16 protein-coding genes are annotated in these 19,177 nt (G+C 70.1%); 7 read left to right on the top strand and 9 right to left on the bottom strand.

The genetic code is table 11. The annotated features are described in order from the left end of the window. The first annotated feature begins 169 nt into the window (after positions 1 to 169). Positions 170 to 2,671: a bifunctional YncE family protein/alkaline phosphatase family protein gene (locus tag JK359_RS06940; RefSeq protein ID WP_201832849.1), complete on the top strand. Its 2,502-nt coding sequence runs from the start codon at positions 170 to 172 to the stop codon at positions 2,669 to 2,671. Positions 2,672 to 2,680: 9 nt separating this feature from the next. Here the strand turns inward: JK359_RS06940 and JK359_RS06945 are convergent, their stop codons facing one another. Next, on the bottom strand, positions 2,681 to 3,229 hold the full coding sequence (locus JK359_RS06945) for a cysteine hydrolase family protein (RefSeq protein ID WP_201832851.1): 549 nt from the start codon (positions 3,227 to 3,229) through the stop codon (positions 2,681 to 2,683). 50 nt (positions 3,230 to 3,279) lie between these two features. Between JK359_RS06945 and JK359_RS06950 the strand changes: the two genes are divergently transcribed. Next, complete coding sequence (locus JK359_RS06950; RefSeq protein WP_201832853.1) at positions 3,280 to 3,840, top strand: GNAT family N-acetyltransferase; 561 nt, start codon at positions 3,280 to 3,282, stop codon at positions 3,838 to 3,840. A gap of 53 nt (positions 3,841 to 3,893) precedes the next feature. Here the strand turns inward: JK359_RS06950 and JK359_RS06955 are convergent, their stop codons facing one another. From JK359_RS06955 to JK359_RS06985, 7 genes are all read right to left on the bottom strand, one after another. Beyond that, positions 3,894 to 5,456, bottom strand: a complete 1,563-nt coding sequence (locus JK359_RS06955; protein ID WP_201832855.1) for a type IV secretory system conjugative DNA transfer family protein — start codon at positions 5,454 to 5,456, stop codon at positions 3,894 to 3,896. A gap of 12 nt (positions 5,457 to 5,468) precedes the next feature. Beyond that, positions 5,469 to 6,881: an ATP-binding protein gene (locus JK359_RS06960; protein WP_201832857.1), complete on the bottom strand. Its 1,413-nt coding sequence runs from the start codon at positions 6,879 to 6,881 to the stop codon at positions 5,469 to 5,471. A 14-nt stretch (positions 6,882 to 6,895) separates the two neighbouring features. Next, positions 6,896 to 8,452, bottom strand: a complete 1,557-nt coding sequence (locus JK359_RS06965) for an SCO6880 family protein (protein ID WP_201832859.1) — start codon at positions 8,450 to 8,452, stop codon at positions 6,896 to 6,898. After that, complete coding sequence (locus JK359_RS06970) at positions 8,449 to 9,774, bottom strand: hypothetical protein (protein WP_201832861.1); 1,326 nt, start codon at positions 9,772 to 9,774, stop codon at positions 8,449 to 8,451. The genes JK359_RS06965 and JK359_RS06970 overlap by 4 nt, the downstream gene beginning before the upstream one ends. Further along, positions 9,764 to 10,591, bottom strand: coding sequence for a DUF8175 domain-containg protein (locus tag JK359_RS06975; protein WP_201832863.1), 828 nt, complete (start codon positions 10,589 to 10,591; stop codon positions 9,764 to 9,766). Before JK359_RS06975 ends, JK359_RS06970 begins: the two co-directional genes overlap by 11 nt. A 171-nt stretch (positions 10,592 to 10,762) precedes the next feature. Continuing rightward, positions 10,763 to 11,071 (bottom strand): DUF8827 family protein, encoded by a 309-nt coding sequence (locus JK359_RS06980; protein WP_014673544.1) that lies wholly within the window; start codon positions 11,069 to 11,071, stop codon positions 10,763 to 10,765. A 372-nt stretch (positions 11,072 to 11,443) separates the two neighbouring features. Beyond that, positions 11,444 to 12,082 (bottom strand): TetR/AcrR family transcriptional regulator, encoded by a 639-nt coding sequence (locus tag JK359_RS06985; protein WP_201832864.1) that lies wholly within the window; start codon positions 12,080 to 12,082, stop codon positions 11,444 to 11,446. 80 nt (positions 12,083 to 12,162) lie between these two features. Between JK359_RS06985 and JK359_RS06990 the strand changes: the two genes are divergently transcribed. The 4 genes from JK359_RS06990 (at position 12,163) to JK359_RS07005 (ending at position 16,116) form a co-directional block, all read left to right on the top strand. Next, positions 12,163 to 13,089: an oxidoreductase gene (locus tag JK359_RS06990; RefSeq protein WP_201832872.1), complete on the top strand. Its 927-nt coding sequence runs from the start codon at positions 12,163 to 12,165 to the stop codon at positions 13,087 to 13,089. A gap of 184 nt (positions 13,090 to 13,273) precedes the next feature. Continuing rightward, a complete protein-coding gene (locus JK359_RS06995; protein ID WP_201832874.1) occupies positions 13,274 to 14,044 on the top strand; it encodes a trypsin-like serine peptidase in 771 nt (256 codons plus the stop codon). A gap of 135 nt (positions 14,045 to 14,179) precedes the next feature. Then, a complete protein-coding gene (locus JK359_RS07000) occupies positions 14,180 to 15,181 on the top strand; it encodes a C40 family peptidase (RefSeq protein WP_201832876.1) in 1,002 nt (333 codons plus the stop codon). A gap of 230 nt (positions 15,182 to 15,411) precedes the next feature. Continuing rightward, on the top strand, positions 15,412 to 16,116 hold the full coding sequence (locus JK359_RS07005; protein ID WP_201832885.1) for a phosphatase PAP2 family protein: 705 nt from the start codon (positions 15,412 to 15,414) through the stop codon (positions 16,114 to 16,116). A gap of 6 nt (positions 16,117 to 16,122) precedes the next feature. Here the strand turns inward: JK359_RS07005 and JK359_RS07010 are convergent, their stop codons facing one another. Then, on the bottom strand, positions 16,123 to 17,694 hold the full coding sequence (locus JK359_RS07010; RefSeq protein WP_201832887.1) for an FAD-binding oxidoreductase: 1,572 nt from the start codon (positions 17,692 to 17,694) through the stop codon (positions 16,123 to 16,125). Positions 17,695 to 18,015: 321 nt separating this feature from the next. On the opposite strand from JK359_RS07010, the gene pstS reads away from it, so the two are divergent. Next, positions 18,016 to 19,146 carry a phosphate ABC transporter substrate-binding protein PstS gene (gene pstS, locus JK359_RS07015; protein WP_201832889.1) on the top strand — a complete coding sequence of 377 codons (1,131 nt, stop codon included), beginning with the start codon at positions 18,016 to 18,018 and terminating at the stop codon, positions 19,144 to 19,146. Positions 19,147 to 19,177: the final 31 nt, after the last annotated feature.

Below are 19,177 nucleotides of genomic sequence, written 5' to 3' on the forward strand. Positions count from 1 at the left end.
GAGCCCCAACTCCGGGTAGGTACCCGAGAGTTGGGGCTTTTTCGCGTTCACGGCACTGGCACAGGTCGGTCATGTGCACGACACTGCAACGCCATCGTGTCGTTCATGCTGCGTGCCAGCGTCGTGGCACATGGTCCTCAGACGCAGAAATCGACGTCGAGCTGTCACTGTGCTGGCCGGTACCGCCGTGCTCGTCACCGGCGCCGCTGTCGCTCTCGCGGCCGCCGGCGGGCAAGGCACCGCAGGACCCAAGGGCGACGGGACCGCCGTGACCCCCGTCGGCTACAAGGTCACCCCGGCCGGCCACCAGGTCCAGCTGGGCAATCTTCCCCTCAACGCCGTGCTCTCACCGGACCGGAGCATGCTCCTGGTGAGCAACGCCGGCCAGGGCACCCAGTCCCTCCAGGTGGTCGACCCGGCCGACTCGGAGGTCGTCCAGACCCTGTCGTACCCGAGCCCCCAGGCCGTCTTCACGGGGCTCGCCTTCAGCCCCGACGGGAAGCGCGCCTACGCCAGCGGTGGCGGACGCGAGATCATCCACACCTACGACGTGAGCGGTGGCCGCCTCACGGAGACCGCGCCGGTCAAGCTGCCGACGAAGAACCCCGACGGCAAAGCCGTGAACATGTACCCGGCCGGGATCGCGGTGACGCCCGACGGGAAGCGGCTGGTCGTCGCCGACCGGCTCGCGGACGCCGCCACCGTGGTGACACTCGCCGACGGATCCACGCAGACCGTGGCCGTGGGGCACGCGCCGTACGCCGTCGCCCTCGCCGAGAACGGGAGGACCGCCTTCGTCACCAACCAGGGCGGTGACACGGTCAGTGTCCTCGACATCGGCGGGGACAAGCCCGAGGTGCGGTCCGCCGTCAAGGTCGGCACGCACCCCAACGCCGTGGTCGCCGGCCCCGGCCAGGACACGCTGTACGTGGCCGACGGTGACAGCGACGAGGTGAGCGTCATCGACGTGCCCACCCGGAAGGTCACACGGACCCTCTCACTCGCGCCGTACCGGAACGCGCCCGTCGGCAGCAACCCTGACGCACTGGCCCTGTCCGAGGACGGGCGGCAGCTGTACGTCGCCAACGCCGGGAACAACGACATCGCCGTCATCGACCTGAAGCGCGGCCGGACGGCCGGGCTTATCCCCACCGCCTGGTACCCGACCGCCGTCGTACCGCTCGACGGCAAGCTGTACGTCACCAACGCCAAGGGGCTCGGCGCCGGGCCGAACAACGGGCCGGGCCACCCCGACCCCACCTCCACCGCGCCCCAGTCCCCGGACCAGTACTCGGGCTCGATGATGAAGGGCACCCTGTCGGCCATTCCACTGGACGGCGGGGACAGGCAGCTGCGGCGGTGGACACGGACCGTCGTCGCCAACAACGGGTTCGACGAAGGGAACAGCCCGCGGGCCGTCGGGGCCGTCGTACCCCGGCGGGTCGGGGAGCGGACCCCGATCAAGCACGTGATCTACGTCGTCAAGGAGAACCGGACCTACGACCAGGAGTTCGGCTCGCTGAAGAAGGGCAACGGGGACGCCTCCCTGAACCTGTTCGGGGACGAATCGGCGCCCAACGCCCGCGCGCTGCAGCGGCGGTTCGTCACGCTCGACAACTTCTACGCCGACGCCGAGGTCAGTGCGCAGGGCTGGAACTGGACCGTGGCCGCCAACTCCAACCCGTACAGCGAGCAGGGCTGGCCCGCGAACTACTCCGGCCGCAACCACAGCTACCCGTCCGAGAACGGGGACCCGGCGATCGCGCCCAACAGGGACCCCGACCACGCCTACCTCTGGCAGCGGCTCGACGACAAGGGCGTCTCCTTCCGTAACTACGGGTTCTACGTCAACGCCGACGCCAGTGGGCAGGCCGTCGCCGAGGACCCCGTGCTGAACGCCGGTACCGACCACGGCTTCGGGCCCTACAACCTCAGCTGTCCGGACTCGGCCGGTACCTTCCCGGCGCGGTCCAAGACGTGCGGGAGCCCGCGGATCGAGGAGTGGAAGAAGGAGTTCACCCAGTACGAGAAGGACGGGAACCTGCCCGCCTTCGAGATGGTGCGGCTGCCCAACGACCACACCTCCGGGACCAGGGCCGGCATGCCCACCCCGCAGGCCTACGTCGCCGACAACGACTGGGCGCTCGGACAGCTCGTGGACGCCGTCTCCCACTCACCGTTCTGGAAGTCGACCGCGATCTTCGTGACCGAGGACGACGCTCAGAACGGCCCGGACCACGTGGATGCGCACCGGACGATCTCGCAGGTCATCAGCCCGTACACGCAGACCGGCCGGGTGGACTCCACCTTCTACTCCACCGCCTCCATGGTGCGCACGATCGAGCTGCTGCTGGGCCTGCGGCCCATGACGCAGTTCGACGCGTACGCCACGCCCATGGTGAACTCCTTCACGGCGCGGCCCGACGACACCCCGTACGACGCGGTGAAACCGACGACCGATCTCACGGCTGTGAACACGGTCAACTCGCCGATGGCGGGTGTGTCGGCGCGACAGGACCTCACCAAGGAGGACCAGATCGACGAGCGGACCTTCAACGAGGCGATCTGGAAGAGTGTGCGCGGGGCGAAGAGCGTGATGCCGGCGCCCCGGCACGATCTGTACGGTGCCGTCCCCGACGACCAGGCCGCGGAACTGGAGGACGACGACTGACGGGAGCCGTCAGAACGTCACGTCGGCCGTGACCACCGTCCCGCCCCGGCGGCCGGGTGCCTTCTGCCACTGCCAGTACAGGTTGGTGTGGGCGATCACCTGCTCCGGGGCGGGCGCGCCGTACGCGCTCAGGTCCTCCGTGGTGTGGGCGTCGGCGACCAGCGTCGCGTCGTAGCCCCGCACGATCGCGCCGTGCAGCGTGGAGCGTATGCACGCGTCCGTCTGGGCGCCCGACACCACGAGCCGGCCCACCTTGTGCGCGGCCAGGACGGCTTCCAGTTCGGTGTCCTCGAAGGAGTCGCCGTACTGCTTGTGGACGAGGGGCTCGCCGTCGGTGCGGACCAGCTCGGGCACGTACTCCCAGGTGGCGCTGCCGAAGGGCAGCTCCTCGCTGGAGTGCTGCACCCAGATCACGGGGGCGCCGGCCGAGCGGGCTGCACCGAGCAGGGTGTTGATGTTGGCGATGACGCCGTCGCGGTGGTGCGCGGCGGCCATCACGCCGTTCTGGACGTCGATGATGACCAGCGCCGTCTTCGGGCGGTCGGGCAGTGTCGTCATGGCTCCAAATTAGGCGGTGGCACTGACAACGGGTGGTCTACGGTGGCCATATGACCAGCCTGACCAGCAACGACTACCTCGTCCGCGCCATACGTCCCGACGAGTGGGCGGCCGTGAAGGAGCTACGGCTCGACGCCCTCCGGGATCCCGTGGCGGACCTCGCCTTCCTGGAGACCTACGAGGACGCCGTGGCCAGGCCCGATTCCTTCTGGCAGGACCGGGCCGCCGACTCCGGCGCGGGGTCGCGGACGGCCCTGCAGTTCATCGCCGAGGCGCCGGACGGCACCTGGGCCGGCAGCGTCACGGTGCTGATGGAGGAGGCCGGGACGGAGGACTGGGCCGGCTCTCCGGTCGAGCGGCGGCAGGGGCACGTCGTCGGGGTGTTCGTCCGGCCGGAGCACCGCGGGAACGGGCTGATCGAGGCACTGTTCGAGGCCGGTGTGGAGTGGGCCTGGCAGCAGGGTGCCGAGCGCGTGCGGCTGGTCGTGCACGAGGACAACGTGCGGGCGCAGGGGGCCTACCGGAAGGTGGGGTTCGTGCCCAGCGGGGTCGTCGTGGCGTTCTCGAAGGACGATGCGGAGAAGGAGTTGGAGTTCGTCCTGGAGAGGTGAGGAAGCACGGGGGAGGCGCTGGGGAGGCGCTGAGGGAGCGGTGGGCGGGCCCGTCAGACCGGTAGCTCCTGGTGCGGCCAGCGGGAGCGGGCCTGTTCCCGGGAGCGGAGCAGGGCGAGCGTCGGCAGGCCCCGCTCCGCTCCGGTGGCCAGCAGGGACGGCAGCTCGGGGAACGGGGCGACGGCCGCGATGTCGTCCAGGACCAGGGTGAGTGGTGGGTCGAGCCGACCGGAGGATGACCGTTCGGCCATGCGCCGGCCGCGCTCGACCACGCTGGAGACGAGGGCCGTCAGGAGCGGCATCGCGCCCGGGTTGCTCCTGGGATCCTCGATGGATTCACCGACCACATAAAGCGTGCCCCCTTCGTGGACGAAGGAATCCAGGGTCAGCGCATCTGTTCGGTTTGGATTGCAGGCCTCGCGGACGTTGACGGTGAAGAGGGCGGAGAGTGCACGGCTCGTCAGCTCCTGCGCTATGTCGCGGCGTTCGGGGTGCGCGGTGAGCGCCGCCTCGAGTTCGCCGGCGGCGCCGGGCGCGGCCTTGGGGTGGGTGCGGAGGGTGCGTACGGCGTCCTGGATCTGGGTGCCCTGTGCCCAGCGGTGGACATGGCGGACCGTGCGGTTCTCCAGGGCGGCGGCGTGCAGGTAGCTGCGCAGGAGGGTGGTCGCCGTGTCGGCCACCGCCTGGTCGATCTTGGCGGTGGGCTGTACGGGGGTGAGGAGGGCCGTGGCCCGGTGCAGTGCCGTCTGTTTGTCCTCGCAGCCGCTGGTGGGGGACCAGTGGAGGCGGGCCGGGGTGTCGCAGAGGTGGCCGGGGTCGTAGAGGAGGGTGGGTCCCAGTTTGGCCCGGGTGTCCTTGGTCTCCGCCCAGAGGGCGGGGTTCGAGGTGACGAGGAGGAGGGGGCCTTCTGCGTCGCGTACGGCCTGGGTGGCGGCCGTTCGGCGGCTTTCCCTGGGGGCGACGAGGATCCTTTCCCACTCGCCCACCCGCTCACCGTCAGCGGGGAGAGTGCTCGCAGGGGTCTGTGCCGCCGGTTCCCGGAAGTGCTCCGTCGGCCGTGGTTCCCGTTCACCGCCGGCTGCGAGGGCGCCCGAAGGGGACTGCGCCGACGGCTGCGGCTGCGGCTGGGGCTGGGGCTGGGGTTCGCGGCGGGGGGCCGGGACCTCGTGCACCGGTGCGGGAGGTGCCGTCTGCGGGGCGGGGCCCGGCATTGGCTTCCCTGCGGTGCGGTCCGCTCTCAGCCGGTCCTTGCCCGCTCGCCAGCGGGCCACGACTCCCAGCAGGAACACGGCGAGCACGATCAGGATCATCAGCTGGCCGATGAGCAGGCCCCAGAACAGGCCCCAGCCGGACAGCTGGGCCGGCGGGGTGTCGGGCCAGGCGCCGGTGAGGTCGTGCGGTGCGCCGGCCAGGTGGCGCATGGCCAGGGGGGTACGGGTGAAGGTGACGCCCTCGGGCCAGGAGCCCTTGGAGAAGACGCCCGCCAGACCCGCGGCCGTCCACACCAGCAGGGTCATGCCGAGGAGGAAGGCGAGTATGCCGATCAGCAGGCCGTCGGGGATGCCGCCCTGGCCCTCCCGGCGGGCCTCACGGTGATCGCGTGCGTCCGGTCTCACCCGTTCCTCCCCTTACGCCACCGTCGACTCGGAGTCGCCCAGGTGCTGTTCCACGAACGCCGCCGCCCGCTGCTCCGCCTCCAGCTCGGCCGCGTGCAGGGCGTCCTCGGCCGCCAGGTCGCTGGAGGACTCGGTCATCGCGCGGTCGGTGAAGACCAGTGGCCGTTCCGTCTCCGTGACCAGGTGCTTGACCACCTGGACGTTGCCGTTGACGTCCCACACCGCGATGCCGGGCGTCAGCGTGGGGATGATCTCCACCGCCCACCTCGGCAGGCCCAGCACCCGTCCGGTCGCCCGTGCCTCGTCGGCCTTCTGGGCGTAGATCGTCCTGGTCGACGCCATCTTCAGGATGGCCGCCGCCTCCTTGGCCGCGGCTCCGTCGACCACGTCGGACAGATGGTGGACGACGGCGACGAAGGACAGACCGAGCCGTCGGCCGAACTTCAGCAGTCGCTGGAACAGCTGGGCCACGAAGGGGCTGTTGATGATGTGCCAGGCCTCCTCGACCAGGAAGATGCGCTTCTTCCGGTCGGGGCGGATCCAGGTGTGCTCCAGCCACACGCCGACGATCGCCATGAGGATGGGCATGGCGATGGAGTTGCGGTCGATGTGGGACAGGTCGAAGACGATGAGGGGCGCGTCGAGGTCGATGCCGACCGTGGTCGGGCCGTCGAACATGCCGCGCAGGTCACCGTCGACCAGCCGGTCGAGGACCAGGGCGACGTCCAGGCCCCAGGCGCGTACGTCGTCTATGGCGACGTTCATCGCCTCCGCCGACTCGGGCTCGGGATGCCGCAGTTGTTCCACGATGTCGGTGAGGACCGGCTGGCGGTCGACGATGGTCTCGTTGACGTACGAGTGGGCGACCTTCAGGGCGAAGCCGGACCGTTCGTCCAGGCCGTGTCCCATCGCGACCTCGATGATGGTCCGGAGCAGCGCGAGCTGGCCGGTGGTCGTGATCGCCGGGTCCAGGGGGTTGAGCCGGATCCCGTGGTCCAGGGCTGCCGTCGGGTCGAGCCGGATGGGCGTTATCCCCAGCTCCTGTGCGATGAGGTTCCATTCGCCGACCCCGTCCTCGCCCTGGGCGTCCAGGACGACGACCTGGCGGTCCTTGAAGCGCAGCTGGCGCAGGACGTACGTCTTCTCCAGCGCCGACTTCCCGTTGCCGGACTCGCCGAGGACCAGCCAGTGCGGTGCCGGAAGCTGCTGGCCGTACAGCTGGAACGGGTCGTAGATGTAGCCCTTCCCGGAGTACACCTCGCGGCCGATGATGACGCCGGAGTCGCCGAGGCCGGGCGCGGCCGTGGGCAGGTAGACGGCCTGGGCCTGGCCCGTGGAGGTGCGCACCGGCAGCCGGGTGGTCTCGACCTTCCCGAACAGGAAGGAGGTGAAGGCGTCGGTCAGGACGGACAGCGGATCCCGCATCGGTGAATCAGCCCCTACCTTCGGATGCCGGTGGCGAAGGGAAGTGTGTTCACGAAGGCGCGGTGGTGCTCTCGGTCGCACCACTCCAGCTTGAGGTACGACTTGCCGGCGGAGGCTCTTATCGTCCGCTTGTCGCGGGCGAGGGACTCTGGGGAACGGGAGGAGACGGTGATGTAGCCGACGAGGTTGACGCCCGCCGCGCCGCTGGCGAGGTCCTCGCCGCGCTGGTCGAGGCGGTTGTGGGCGGCGATGTCCCGGGGGTCGACGGTCCGGTTCATCTTGGCGGCGCGGGAGGCCTCGGCCTCGTCGTTGGTCTTCTCGGTCAGCATGCGTTCGATGGCTACCTCGGTGGGCTCGAGATCCATCGTCACGGCGACCGTTCGGATGACGTCCGGGGTGTGGACGAGGAGGGGCGCGAGGAAGTTCACGCCCACCGGGGTCATGGGCCACTCCTTCACCCATGCCGTCGCGTGGCACCAGGGGGCACGGGTGCCGGACTCCCGGGTCTTGGCCTGGAGGTAGGTGGGCTCCATGGCGTCCAGCTCGGCCGGCCAGGCGTTGCGCCGGGTCATCGCCTGGATGTGGTCGATCGGGTGGTCGGGGTCGTACATGGAGTGGATGAGGGACGCCAGCCGTCCTTGCCCCAGCGGCTGCCGTACGCGGATGTCGGCTTCCTGGAGCCGCGAGCAGATGTCGGTCAGCTCGCGGGCCATGACGACGGCGAGGCCCGCGTCCCGGTCGACCTTGCTGCCGTGGGCGCGGACGGCCCGGGCCATGGCGTGTGCCTCGGCGGCCAGTTCGCGGGTGTAGTGCATGCAGGCGACGAGGTAGGCGCGGTGCTGCTCGCTGCTGGTGGACACCATGGACTGCAGCTGGTCGTACGACTGCTGGAGCCAGTCCGGGGACCGCTCGTCGCCGCGCAGGGTGACGTCCTTGGCGTGCGCGTCCGGGTCGGCGGGGAGGGTACGGGCGAGCATCTGCAGCCGCGTCACGAAGCCGTCGCCGTTGGCGACGTGCTTGAGCAGCGTGCCGAAGCGGTCGACCAGCGCCTCCTGGTCCTCGGAGTCGCGCAGGCCGACGCCGGGGCCCTCGATCTCGATGGCGGCGGTCACCGTCTTGCGGTCGGCGTGCAGCAGTACGGCGATCTCGTCGGGCCCGAAGGGTGCGGCGAGCCAGGTGAGCCGTCCGATGCCGGGCGGTGGTCCGATCTCGATCTCGCGGCCGTCGAGGCGGGTCCCGGCCTCCATGGCACCGGAGCGGTAGACGGCCCCGTGCTTGAGGGTGCGCTTGTACGAGCGGTTGATCTCGAACCACCGGTAGAAGGTGCGGCGCTTGTACGGCACGTAGACCGCGGCCAGCGCGAGCAGCGGGAAGCCGGTGAGCAGCACGATCCGCAGGGACAGGACCGGGACGAGGAGGCCGCACATCATGCCGAGGAACGCGCCGGCGACGATCAGCGCGATCTCGCCGGACTCGCGGTTCCGGCCGATGATCGCGTTCGGCCGGGCGCGGCCGATCAGATACGTACGGCGGGGCGTGACCGGATGGGACAGGTGGGACTCGGTCGTCAACGCCCTTCACCTCCTGGGCGTGGGTTACGGGTGTTGCCGGCGTGCGGGGTGTTGACGGGGCTGGACGCCCGGGGCGCGGGCGTGGCGGAGGGGACGGCTCCGCCGGTGCCCCCGGTGGGGGTACGGCTGCTGTGGGCGGCGACGCCGCCGGTGACGGGGTTGGCCGGGCGCGGGGCGCTGCCGCCCTGCCCGCCCGCTCCCGCGCTGTCGGCGCGGGTGCTGTGGGTCTTGATGCCCTGGGCGACGAGGGTGGCGGGGGAGCTGATGACGGCGGCGGCCTTGCTCTCGGCGCCCTGCATGATGCGGTTGCTGCGGGAGCCGGCGATCTCGTCCCCGAAGCCGGGGACGAAGCGGTAGATCATCGCGCTGGCGAAGATGGCGAGCAGGATGATGGCGAGGCCGGAGACGACGGCGGAGAACGCGTCGGGGCCGTTGTCGCCGGACAGGGCTCCCGCGAGCCCGAGGACGATGACGATGACCGGCTTGACGAGGATGACGGCGATCATGATCCCCGCCCAGCGCCGGACGTGTCCCCACAGGTTCTTGTCGACCAGGCCGGCGTAGACGACGGTGCCGAGGAGGGCGCCGACGTAGAGCAGGGCGGCGCGGATGACCAGCTCCAGCCAGAGGATGCCGGCGGCGAGGATGCTGACCAGGGAGACGACGATCAGCATGATGGGGCCGCCGCCGATGTCGTTGCCCTTGCCCAGGGCGCCGGAGAAGGTGCCGAAGAAGGTGTCGGCCTGGTCGCCGGTGGCCTTGGCGAGGACGTCCGTGACGCCGTCCGTCGCCGACACGACCGTGTACAGGATCAGCGGGGTGAAGGCGGAGGCCAGCACGGTGAGCCAGAGGAAGCCGACGGCTTCCGAGATGGCGGTGGTGAGGGGGACGCCGCGGACGGCCCGCTTGGCGACGGCCAGGAGCCACAGCAGGAGCGTGAGGATCGTGGAGGCGGCGAAGACGATGGCGTACTGCTTGAGAAACGCCTGATTGGTGAAGTCGACACTGGCGGTCTCCTTCACGGCGTCACTGAGCTTCCCGATGGTCCACGACGCAGCGTCCGCACAGCCCTTGGCGAGGGAGGAGAGGGGGTCGAGGGTATCGGTGAGGGGGGTACGGGGGGCGACCCCGGAGGAACCGCCGGATCCGTTGCCGTCTTTTTCGCAGTACTGCTTTGCCGGACCGACGATGAGATCGCACTTGTCGGAAGAGGGCGAAGGAGTGGGTGCGGCGACAGCTCGTGCAGCCAGCAGGAAGAGGGCAGTCTGGAGAGCGCCGACAGTGGCGGTGACCTTGAGTACGCGGTGCGGGCTACCGTGCATAAGTGAAGCCTCCGTACTCCTCGACGGCCTTGGCCATCTGGTCGGCGCTGGATGCCTTGTCGTCACCGGGAACGGGCGCGGGACCGTCCTTCTGGGAGAAACTGTTGACCTTCCAGTCATCATTCGACCAACTCAACTGGAGGGTCATGGTGAACCAGTCGCTGGTGACGGGATTAGTCGAGTTGTCGCCGGCGGTGCCGAACACGCCGGTGCACCAGACCTCGACCGTGGCGGCGGTGTCCGAGTAACTGGTCGTCTTGGTACCGATCGGCGCAGTCCGCGAGACATAGGTGTGCCCGGGAGCCGCATTACCGTTGGCATCCAGGCCCAAGTTGCCGAGGAACTGCTTGTTGTAGGCCTTATTGAACTTCTCTGCCAACGCGGCTTGCTGGTGCGGTGCGAACACCTGGGCGACGATCTCGCTGCGCTGAGCCGGTTTGAGGATGTCGGCTGAGACCAGCACTACCGCGTAGTTCGCGGCAGCGCTCTGTGCCCCCTGTTCCGTGTGGGCGAAGCCCGACGGGATGCCTCCGGTCTTCGTCTCCACCGGGCGCGTCCCCGAGGCCGCCGTGGAGGACGTGTTCGGGCCGGAGTCCTTGGTGGTGGTGCTGTCGGCAGACGAATCGTCCCCCCGGTTCGCGAAGGCGATCGCGGCGATCAGGAGGACCACCACGCCCACCACGGTGACCAGGCTCCTGGACGAGGAGCGGTGGGGACGGCGGGGGGCGCCGCCGTAGGGGTCGGTGTCGGGCAGGCGGGTCCGGGTGTGCCCCGTGTCGCCGTAGTCGTCGTAGCCCTGCTCGTCTCCGGGACTCATGCCGCGTACGCCCCCTCCACCTCGTAGACATACGACGGTAGCCGTGCTGGTTCCCGCGCGGGCGCGGTGTGGTGACTCGACATCAGGGAAACGCAACCTCAGCCGGTGGGCACGACGGGTGGGTGGGGTGGAGGGGACAGCCGCAGCCGGGCGTGCCCGGGAGGGGGGTGGCTAGACCGCCATGCCGTACACGATGGTGAACAGGGTGCCGAGGGAGCCGATGATGAAGACTCCCGTGAGGCCGGCGATGATCAGGCCCTTGCCCTGTTCCGCGCTGAATGTGTCCCGCAGGGCCGTGGCGCCGATGCGCTGTTTGGCCGCGCCCCACACCGCGATGCCGAGACAGAGGAGGATGGCCACGGCCATGACCACCTCGATCATCACCTTGGCCTCGTTGCCCAGGCTGCCGAAGGGGCCCCAGTCCGGAGCGATCCCGCCGATGATGGTGTTGATGTCTCCCTTGTCGGCCGCAAAGAGCATGTAAGTCACCGCCCCTGGTGGGTAGTTCCGCGAGCGCCCCTGCGGTGTGCAGAGGTCAGGCCTCATTGTCGCCGACAACGTCGCCAACGTATGTCGACTTGACGTCATTGACTGGCGGGTTTCGTACGAATAGCTCGTACGGTGACTCTGTGTATCACGGCAGGTCACGCCGGGCAACGAGGTCAGACCGGAACCTGGCGTGTGGTTCTGTCGTTGGGCCTCTTTACGGCCGGGCACGGTTTCTGACGGCCGGTCGGGTGAGGCGTCGCGTCGATGTTCTCATGTGCGGGGGTGGGAAAGCGGACAAGGTCCTCGCCGCGCAGGCCGGCTGCGGCGTGGGGAAGTTGACGGGGGAGCGCCCGTGAGGGGCGGTCAGCGTGGACGCAGGCCGTGCAGGAGCAGGTGGACGTGTTCGTCCAGGCCGGCCAGGGCCTCCTCCGCGTCGAGCGCGCAGCCGGCGATGAGGGCGGCCAGGCCGTGCAGGCTCGCCGCGGCGACGGTGGTGATGCGCTCGGGGTCGCCCGGGACGATCTCGCCGCGCTCCTGGGCCTGCGTGATCATGCCCGTGAAGGAGCCGAGGGAGCGGTCGACGGCGGAGGCGAGCTGGGCGGAGCTGTCGGGGTCGTGCTTGCGCGCGAACATCAGCTCCAGCAGCTCGGGGTTCTCGACGGCGAAGCCGAGGTAGGCGCGGGCGAGGGCGGTCATCCGCTCCTCGAAGGTCCGGCCGGGCTCCCGGGTGGCGGCGGTCAGGGCCTGGTTCAGCCGCTCGTACCCGTCCAGTGCCAGCGCGTCGAGCAGTGCCTGCTTGTCCTTGAAGTGCCGGCCGGGTGCGGCGTGGCTGACGCCGGCGGCGCGGGCCAGTTCGCGCAGGGACAGCGCGCCCACGCCCTTCTCGCGCAGGGTGCGCTCGGCGCTCTTGAGGAGGGCGGTGCGCAGATCGCCGTGGTGGTACGGGCGGTTCGGGGACGGCTGGGCGGTCGAGGGCGACGGGGACGGGGACGGGCGCGGCATAGGAACCATGGTATCTGCATGTTGACGCCGTCAGCTTTGTTGTCATTGACAGCATTGTTGGCGATGTCTACATTCGGGGCATGACCGAGACGAGCGAAGCGCGCGGCAAGCGCGGCAAGTGGAATCCGACCGACCTCCCCGAGCTGACCGGACGTACGGTCGTGATCACCGGGGCCAACAGCGGCATCGGCTTCACCGCCGCCCAGGCGCTGGCCCGGGCCGGGGCGCACGTGGTGTTCGCCGTGCGCGACCTCGCGCGGGGCGGCGCAGCCGCGGCGAGGGCGGGCGGCAGCACCGAGGTGCGCCGGCTGGACCTGGCCGACCTGGACTCGGTGCGCGAGTTCGCCGCCGGCTGGGACCGCCCGCTGGACGTGCTGATCAACAACGCGGGCGTGATGATGCTGCCGGAGCAGCGGACGCGGCAGGGCTTCGAGATGCAGTTCGGCACGAACCATCTCGGGCACTTCGCCCTGACCAACCTGCTGTTGCCGCACATCGCGGACCGGGTGGTCACGGTCGCCTCCGGGCTGCACCGGGGCGGCGACGGAGTGATCCGGTTCGACGACGTGAACCTGCGCGGGCGCTACTCGCCGACCCGGGCCTACGCCCAGTCCAAGCTGGCCAACCTCCTGTTCACCCTGGAACTCCAGCGGCGGCTGACCGAGGCCGGCTCGTCCGTGCGCGCCCTGGCGGCCCACCCCGGCTACGCGGCCACCAACCTGCAGAGTCACGCCGGGAACCCGCTGGCCAGGGCGTTCATGGCCGTCGGCAACAAGCTCTTCGCCCAGGACGACAAGGCAGGCGCCCTGCCCACCCTCTACGCGGCGAGCCAGGACCTGCCCGGCGCGGCCTACGTCGGCCCCGACGGCCTCGGCGAGATGCGCGGCGCCCCGACCCTGGTCGGCCGCAGCGCAGCAGCGAGCGACCCGACGGCGGCCCGGCGCCTGTGGGCCCTCTCGGAAGAGCTGACGGGCGTGCAGTGGCCGCTCGCAGCGGGCGTCCGGTGACCGGAACGGCCGTGTCCGGCGGCCGAGGTTTCCCGGCGGGCTGATGCCGGCGTTCTGACGGCGGCGGGGGTTACCGGAGGGCTCACGGGTGTGCGGCCGGGCCGGCGGGGCACCGGGGATTCACAGGAGAATCTCAGTGAAGCCGGCCCGCGTTTCTCATCTTCGTGGGGCAGGGTGAGGCCTGATGAAGGGCTGGACGCGTATGTCGGTCACCTCGCGGCCCGCGTTGCTCGGTGGTGTGGTGCTGCTCGCGCTGACCTCCGCCTCCGTGGCCGCCGCCGACGACGGGCGGGGGCCGCTCGGGGTCACCGCGGACACCGTCGCCGGGCGGCGGAGCGTGCGCGTGGGTGCGCTGTTCGGCGCGGACCGGGCGGACCGGCCGGCCGGCGGGCACTTCTGCACCGCCTCCGTGGTGCACAGTTCCCGGGGCGATCTCATCGTCACCGCCGCGCACTGTGTGGACGGTGACGACGGCGATCTGGTGTTCGTGCCGGGCTACCGGGACGGGCGGGCGCCGTACGGGGTGTGGAAGGTGACGCGGCGGTTCCTGCCCGACGAGTGGACCGAGAGGCGGGACGAGGGCGGCGACCTCGCCTTCGCCGCCGTGGCCGAACGGGACGGCGAACGGCTGGAGGACGCCGTCGGGGCCAACCGGTTCGCGACCGGCGTGGCCACCGGCGCCACCGCGGTCACCGTCACCGGCTACCCCGACTCCCGAGAGGTGCCCATCAGCTGCACCGACAAGCCCACCCCGTACAGCCGTACCCAGCAGCGCATCGACTGCCCCGGCTTCACCGGCGGCACCAGCGGCAGCCCCTGGGTCAACGGCGACGGCCAGGTCGTCGGCGTCCTCGGCGGCCACGAACAGGGCGGTGCGACGGCCGACGTCTCCTACAGCGTGGTGCTGGGCGACGGGGCGGCGGAGCTGTACGAGCGTGCCGACGGGGAGACCTGACGGCTCGGTGGAGTGGCATCACATCCGTACTCCGGGTGACTATCGCGGCGTCATGTACTCCGGTTTCACCGTGAAATGACGCCACATCACCGAAAAGGCGTCTTGAACCGGTCCGGCATGGGGGAAAGTTGAACCGTGCGGAAGGTATGGGTGATCGGTGGGGCGGCCGTCGCGCTCGGGACGGGCTTCGTCATGCTGCTCGTCGTCGGGGTGTACATCGTGGCCGGGAACCTGGTCAACGGGGTGACCCAGGGCAGCCGGGGGCTCGCCAAGGGGGCCGTGCCGGCGGCCTACAAGCAGGTGGTGCAGCAGTGGGGCAACCTGTGCCCGGCGCTCAGCCCGGCCCTGCTCGCCGCCCAGCTCTACCAGGAGAGCGGCTGGAACCCGACCGTCGTCAGCCCGGCCGACGCCCGCGGGATCGCGCAGTTCATCCCGAGCACCTGGGCGACCCACGGCATCGACGGCAACGGGGACGGCAAGCGGGACATCTGGGATCCGGACGACGCGATCCCGTCGGCCGCTTCCTACGACTGCGAACTCGCCAAGTACGTCAAGGACGTTCCCGGCGACGTCTCCGACAACATGCTCGCCGCCTACAACGCCGGTGCCTACCGGGTCATCCGGTCGGGCGGTGTGCCCGCGATCAGCGAGACGCAGAACTACGTGCAGCGGATCCGCAGCCTGGAGAAGAGCTTCGCCGCTCCGGTCTCCCGGCTCGACCCCACCCGGCAGGCCGCCGGCGCCATCGCCTTCGCGCAGAGCAAGCTCGGCACCCCCTACCTGTGGGGCGGCGACGGCACCGCCGACCAGGGCGGACGCTTCGACTGCTCGGGTCTGACCAAGGCGGCGTACGAGAAGGTCGGGATCGGCCTGCCGCGCGTGGCCAACGATCAGTACAACGCCGGTCCGCACCCCTCGCGGGACCAGCTGCTCCCCGGTGACCTGGTGTTCTTCTCGGACGACCTGACGGACTCGCGGGCCATCCGGCACGTCGGGATCTACGTCGGCGGCGGGTACATGATCGACGCGCCGCGGAGCGGGGCCGTGATCCGGTTCGACCCCGTCGACACCCCGGACTACTTCGGCGCCACCCGGGTCACCGAAGATGGCGCAAAAGCGCTCCCCACCAAGGTCTGAACCATGCGTGAACCCCGGCCCTGAGCTGCGGTGATGAGTCTCTCTTCGATAACGTCTGCGTGATCATTCAGTGGAGAGTGGAACGTATTGAGGGTGGCTGTGCGTTCCTGTTGACGTAGCCGAGCGGACGTCAGTGCGGCAGTGCAGCGGAAGCGGATCTACGAACCACGGGGGGCAGGAGCGACGCACGACCGGTGCGTCCGGACCGACGACGAAGGGGCCGCAGCACCATGGCTGTACTCGCCGAATCCGGATCGAACCCCGACGTCGACCTGCTCTACGACATCAACGGCCTCGCCAAGGACGCCCCCGGCTGGTTCGACCGCGTCATGGAGTTCGTCGGTGAGTACGGCCTGCTGCTCGCGATGGTGCTGCTGATCCTGTGGTGCTGGTGGTCCGTGCGGCGCCGGGGCGGCGAGGACGCGGCGCCCTCGGTGGCCGCGCTGGTGTGGGCCCCGCTCGCGGCCGGCCTCGCGGTGCTGGTGAACGTGCCGATCCGCGGCTTCGTGCAGCGCCCCCGTCCCTTCGTGGATCACCAGGGCCTGGACGTCCTCGTCTCCGGCAAGACCGACTTCTCCTTCGTCAGTGACCACGCGACGATCACCATGGCCCTCGGTGTCGGGCTCTTCGTCGCCCACCGGAGGTTCGGCCTCGCCGGTATCGGCCTGGCCCTGCTGGAGGGCTTCTGCCGGGTCTACATGGGCGTGCACTACCCGACGGACGTGGTCGGCGGCTTCGCCCTCGGTACCGCGGTCGTACTGCTGCTGTCCCCGATGGCCATGGCGCTGCTCACCCCGCTGATGCGGGCCGTGGAGCGCTCGCCCCGGGCGGGCCGGATCGTCCGGCGCAGGGCGTCGGCGGACAGTGGCCGCGACGCCCGGCTGCCCAGCGCCCGCACCCCCGTGGAAGCCGAGGAGCGGGACCTGGCGGCGTAGCCCCGGCTACAGGCCCTGCCCGTAGGAGAAGAAGCGCTGCGGGTCGTACTGCTTCTTCACCTTGGCCAGCCGGGTCACCGCGTCCCCGAAGTACGCCTTCTTCCAGTCCTTCAGCGTCGGGTCCGTGTAGTTCTGGTACGCGGCACCGGAGGCGTACGGCTTCATCGCGTCGTGCGCCGAGGTCAGCCAGGACTGCGCGGTGCCGCCGGAGGACCCGGCGCCCCAGGAGGCGATGTACTGGGCCAGCATCCGCGAGCGGCGGTGGACGAACGCGGTCGCGGTCGGCGAGACCCGGTTGACCGCGCCGCCGAGCGCGGTGAACGCGATACTGCCCCCGCCGCCGCGCACCGCGGCGATCTGCTTCAGCACGGTCTGGATGCCGGCCGCGGACAGCGAGCGGTCGAAGAAGTCGGAGCGGGCCGCGTACGTCTCGCGGCCGAGCTTGCCCTGCGGGGAGCGGCCCGGGGTGGAGCCGGGCAGATGGCACTGGGCGTCGGTGGAGAAGGACGAGCAGCCGGCGTAGATCTCCATCGCCTGCTCGTAGCCCCGGCGGCGCAGGGTGACGGAGGCGGCGTTCGCGCCGGCCAGGTGGGCCAGGCGGTCCACGGCGTTCTGCAGCTCGCCGTAGGTGCCGAGGGAGAAGCAGGAGACGGAGACGGACGGGGTGCGGCCCGGGGAGCAGGACAGGTGCAGCGAGGACCAGATCTCGTCGGGCTGGCTCGGTCCCCACTCCTGCCAGGCCTTGAGCACCTTGGCGGCCTTGGACCACGGCCACGTCATGTAGGCGGTGGCGGCCTGGGGCGCGGCATGGGTCTTGAAGTGCAGTTCGGTGACGACACCGAAGTTGCCGTTGCCGGCGCCGCGCAGCGCCCAGAAGAGATCGGGGTGGTGGCTCGCGTCGGCGGTGACCTGGGTGCCGTCCGCCGTGATCAGCGTGGCCTGGGTGAGGCTGTCGCAGGTCAGGCCGTAGGCGCGGGAGACGACGCCGTGGCCGCCGCCGAGTACCAGGCCGGAGACGCCGACGGTGGGGCAGGAGCCCGCGGGTATGGTCACGCCCTTCGCGGCCAGCGCGCGGTAGACGTCGATCAGCTTGGAGCCGGCGCCGACGACCGCCTGCCCGCCGCTCACCCTGATCCGGTTCAGCTTGGACACGTCGACGATCAGGCGGTTGTCGCCCGAGGAGTAGCCCGCGTAGGAGTGGCCGCCGTTGCGTATGGACACCTTGATCCGGTGGGCGCGGGCGTACGCCAGGGTCGTGCGGATGTCGGCGGCGTGCGCGACGTAGGCCACCGCGGCGGGCTTCAGACCGTCGAAGCGGGTGTTGTACAGCTGGTGGGCGGTCTTCCAGGAGGCGTCGCCGGGCCGTACCAGCGTGCCGTCGAGATCGCGGTCGAGGGCCGCCCAGTTCGCGGCGGCGGCCGCGCTGGTGGTCTTCAGCGACGTAAGGGAGGATGAGCCCGTCGGCGTGCCGGAGTGCGCCGCCGCAGGGGAGGCAGAGCCCCCGCCCGCACCGCACGCGGTCAGTGCGGTCGTCGCCAGGGCGGCCGCGCCGCCCGAGATGAACGTACGCCGTTCCATGTCCGTCGCCTTTCCTCGGCTCTCCTGGAACGAGACGACGGCCCGCATCCGGGGGTTCCCCCGTTCGGGTGACAAACACTGAATACGAGCTTCTGTGACCCGCTTGTCGGAATCTCCACGTGCCCTCCCCGTAAGCATTCCGTGACCTCACCGGGCTGACGGCAGGGGTTCACCCCCCGTTCACTTCCGACCATCGGCGGCTTCACCTGTTCTGCCTAATTTCGGCCGTACACGGTGCGGAGTGCGGTCACGGATGCGCTCGCGCCGCCACTTACCTCGCACGCCGCCGACAGCGGCGGCTCCTGGAAGGAACTCCCGAAAGTGAAGCTTCAGCGCAAGAACCGGCTGCGCGCCCTCTCTCTCGGTGCTGTCGCCGTCTCCGGCGCCCTGGCCCTGACGGCGTGCGGCTCGGACGACAACGGCAGCGGCAACGCCACGGGCAAGCCCTCGAACGGAGCCAGCGCAGGCTCGATCAAGTGTGACGACGCCAAGGGTCAGCTGCTCGCCGACGGTTCCTCCGCGCAGAAGAACGCGATCGACGCCTGGGTCAAGGCCTTCTCCCAGGCCTGTGGCGTCCAGATCAACTACAAGGGTGGCGGCTCCGGCGCCGGTGTCACCGCGTTCACGCAGGGCCAGGTGGCCTTCGCCGGTTCCGACTCGGCGCTGAAGCCCGAAGAGGTCAAGGCCTCCCAGAAGGTCTGCAACGGCGGCCAGGGCATCGACCTCCCGATGGTCGGCGGCCCGATCGCCCTCGGTTACAACGTCCCGGGTGTCGACAACCTGGTCCTGGACGCCAAGACCATCGCCAAGATCTTCGACAGCAAGATCACCAAGTGGAACGACCCGGCGATCGCCGCGCTGAACAAGGGCGTGAAGCTCCCCGACCTGAAGATCCAGGCGTTCCACCGCTCGGACGAGTCCGGCACCACGGACAACTTCACCAAGTACCTGATCGCCACCACCCCGGACAACTGGAAGTACTCCGGCGGCAAGGCCTGGCAGGCCAAGGGCGGCCAGTCCGCTCCGCAGTCCGCGGGTGTGGCCCAGCAGGTCAAGCAGACCTCCGGCGCCATCGGTTACTTCGAGGTGTCCTACGTCAAGGACGGCATGAAGGCCGTCTCCATCGACACGGGTGCCAGCAAGCCGGTCGCCCCCAGCTCCGAGAGCGCCACCGCCGACATCGCCGCCGCGAAGGTCGTCGGCACCGGCAAGGACCTGTCCCTCCAGCTGGACTACAAGACCAAGGCCGAGGGTGCGTACCCGATCACCCTGGTCACCTACGAGATCGTGTGCGACAAGGGCAACAAGGCGGACACCCTGCCCGCCACCAAGGCCTTCCTTCGCTACATCGCCAGCGAGGACGGCCAGAAGGCCCTCCCGAGCATCGGCTACGCGCCCGTGCCCAACGAGATCATCGCCAAGGTCCGCACGACCATCGAGGGCCTGAGCTGACCTGATCCGTAAGTGCGGCCCGGTTCTCCGT

Origin of the sequence: Streptomyces actinomycinicus (assembly GCF_016741775.1) — a bacterium.
Lineage (GTDB): Bacteria > Actinomycetota > Actinomycetes > Streptomycetales > Streptomycetaceae > Streptomyces > Streptomyces actinomycinicus.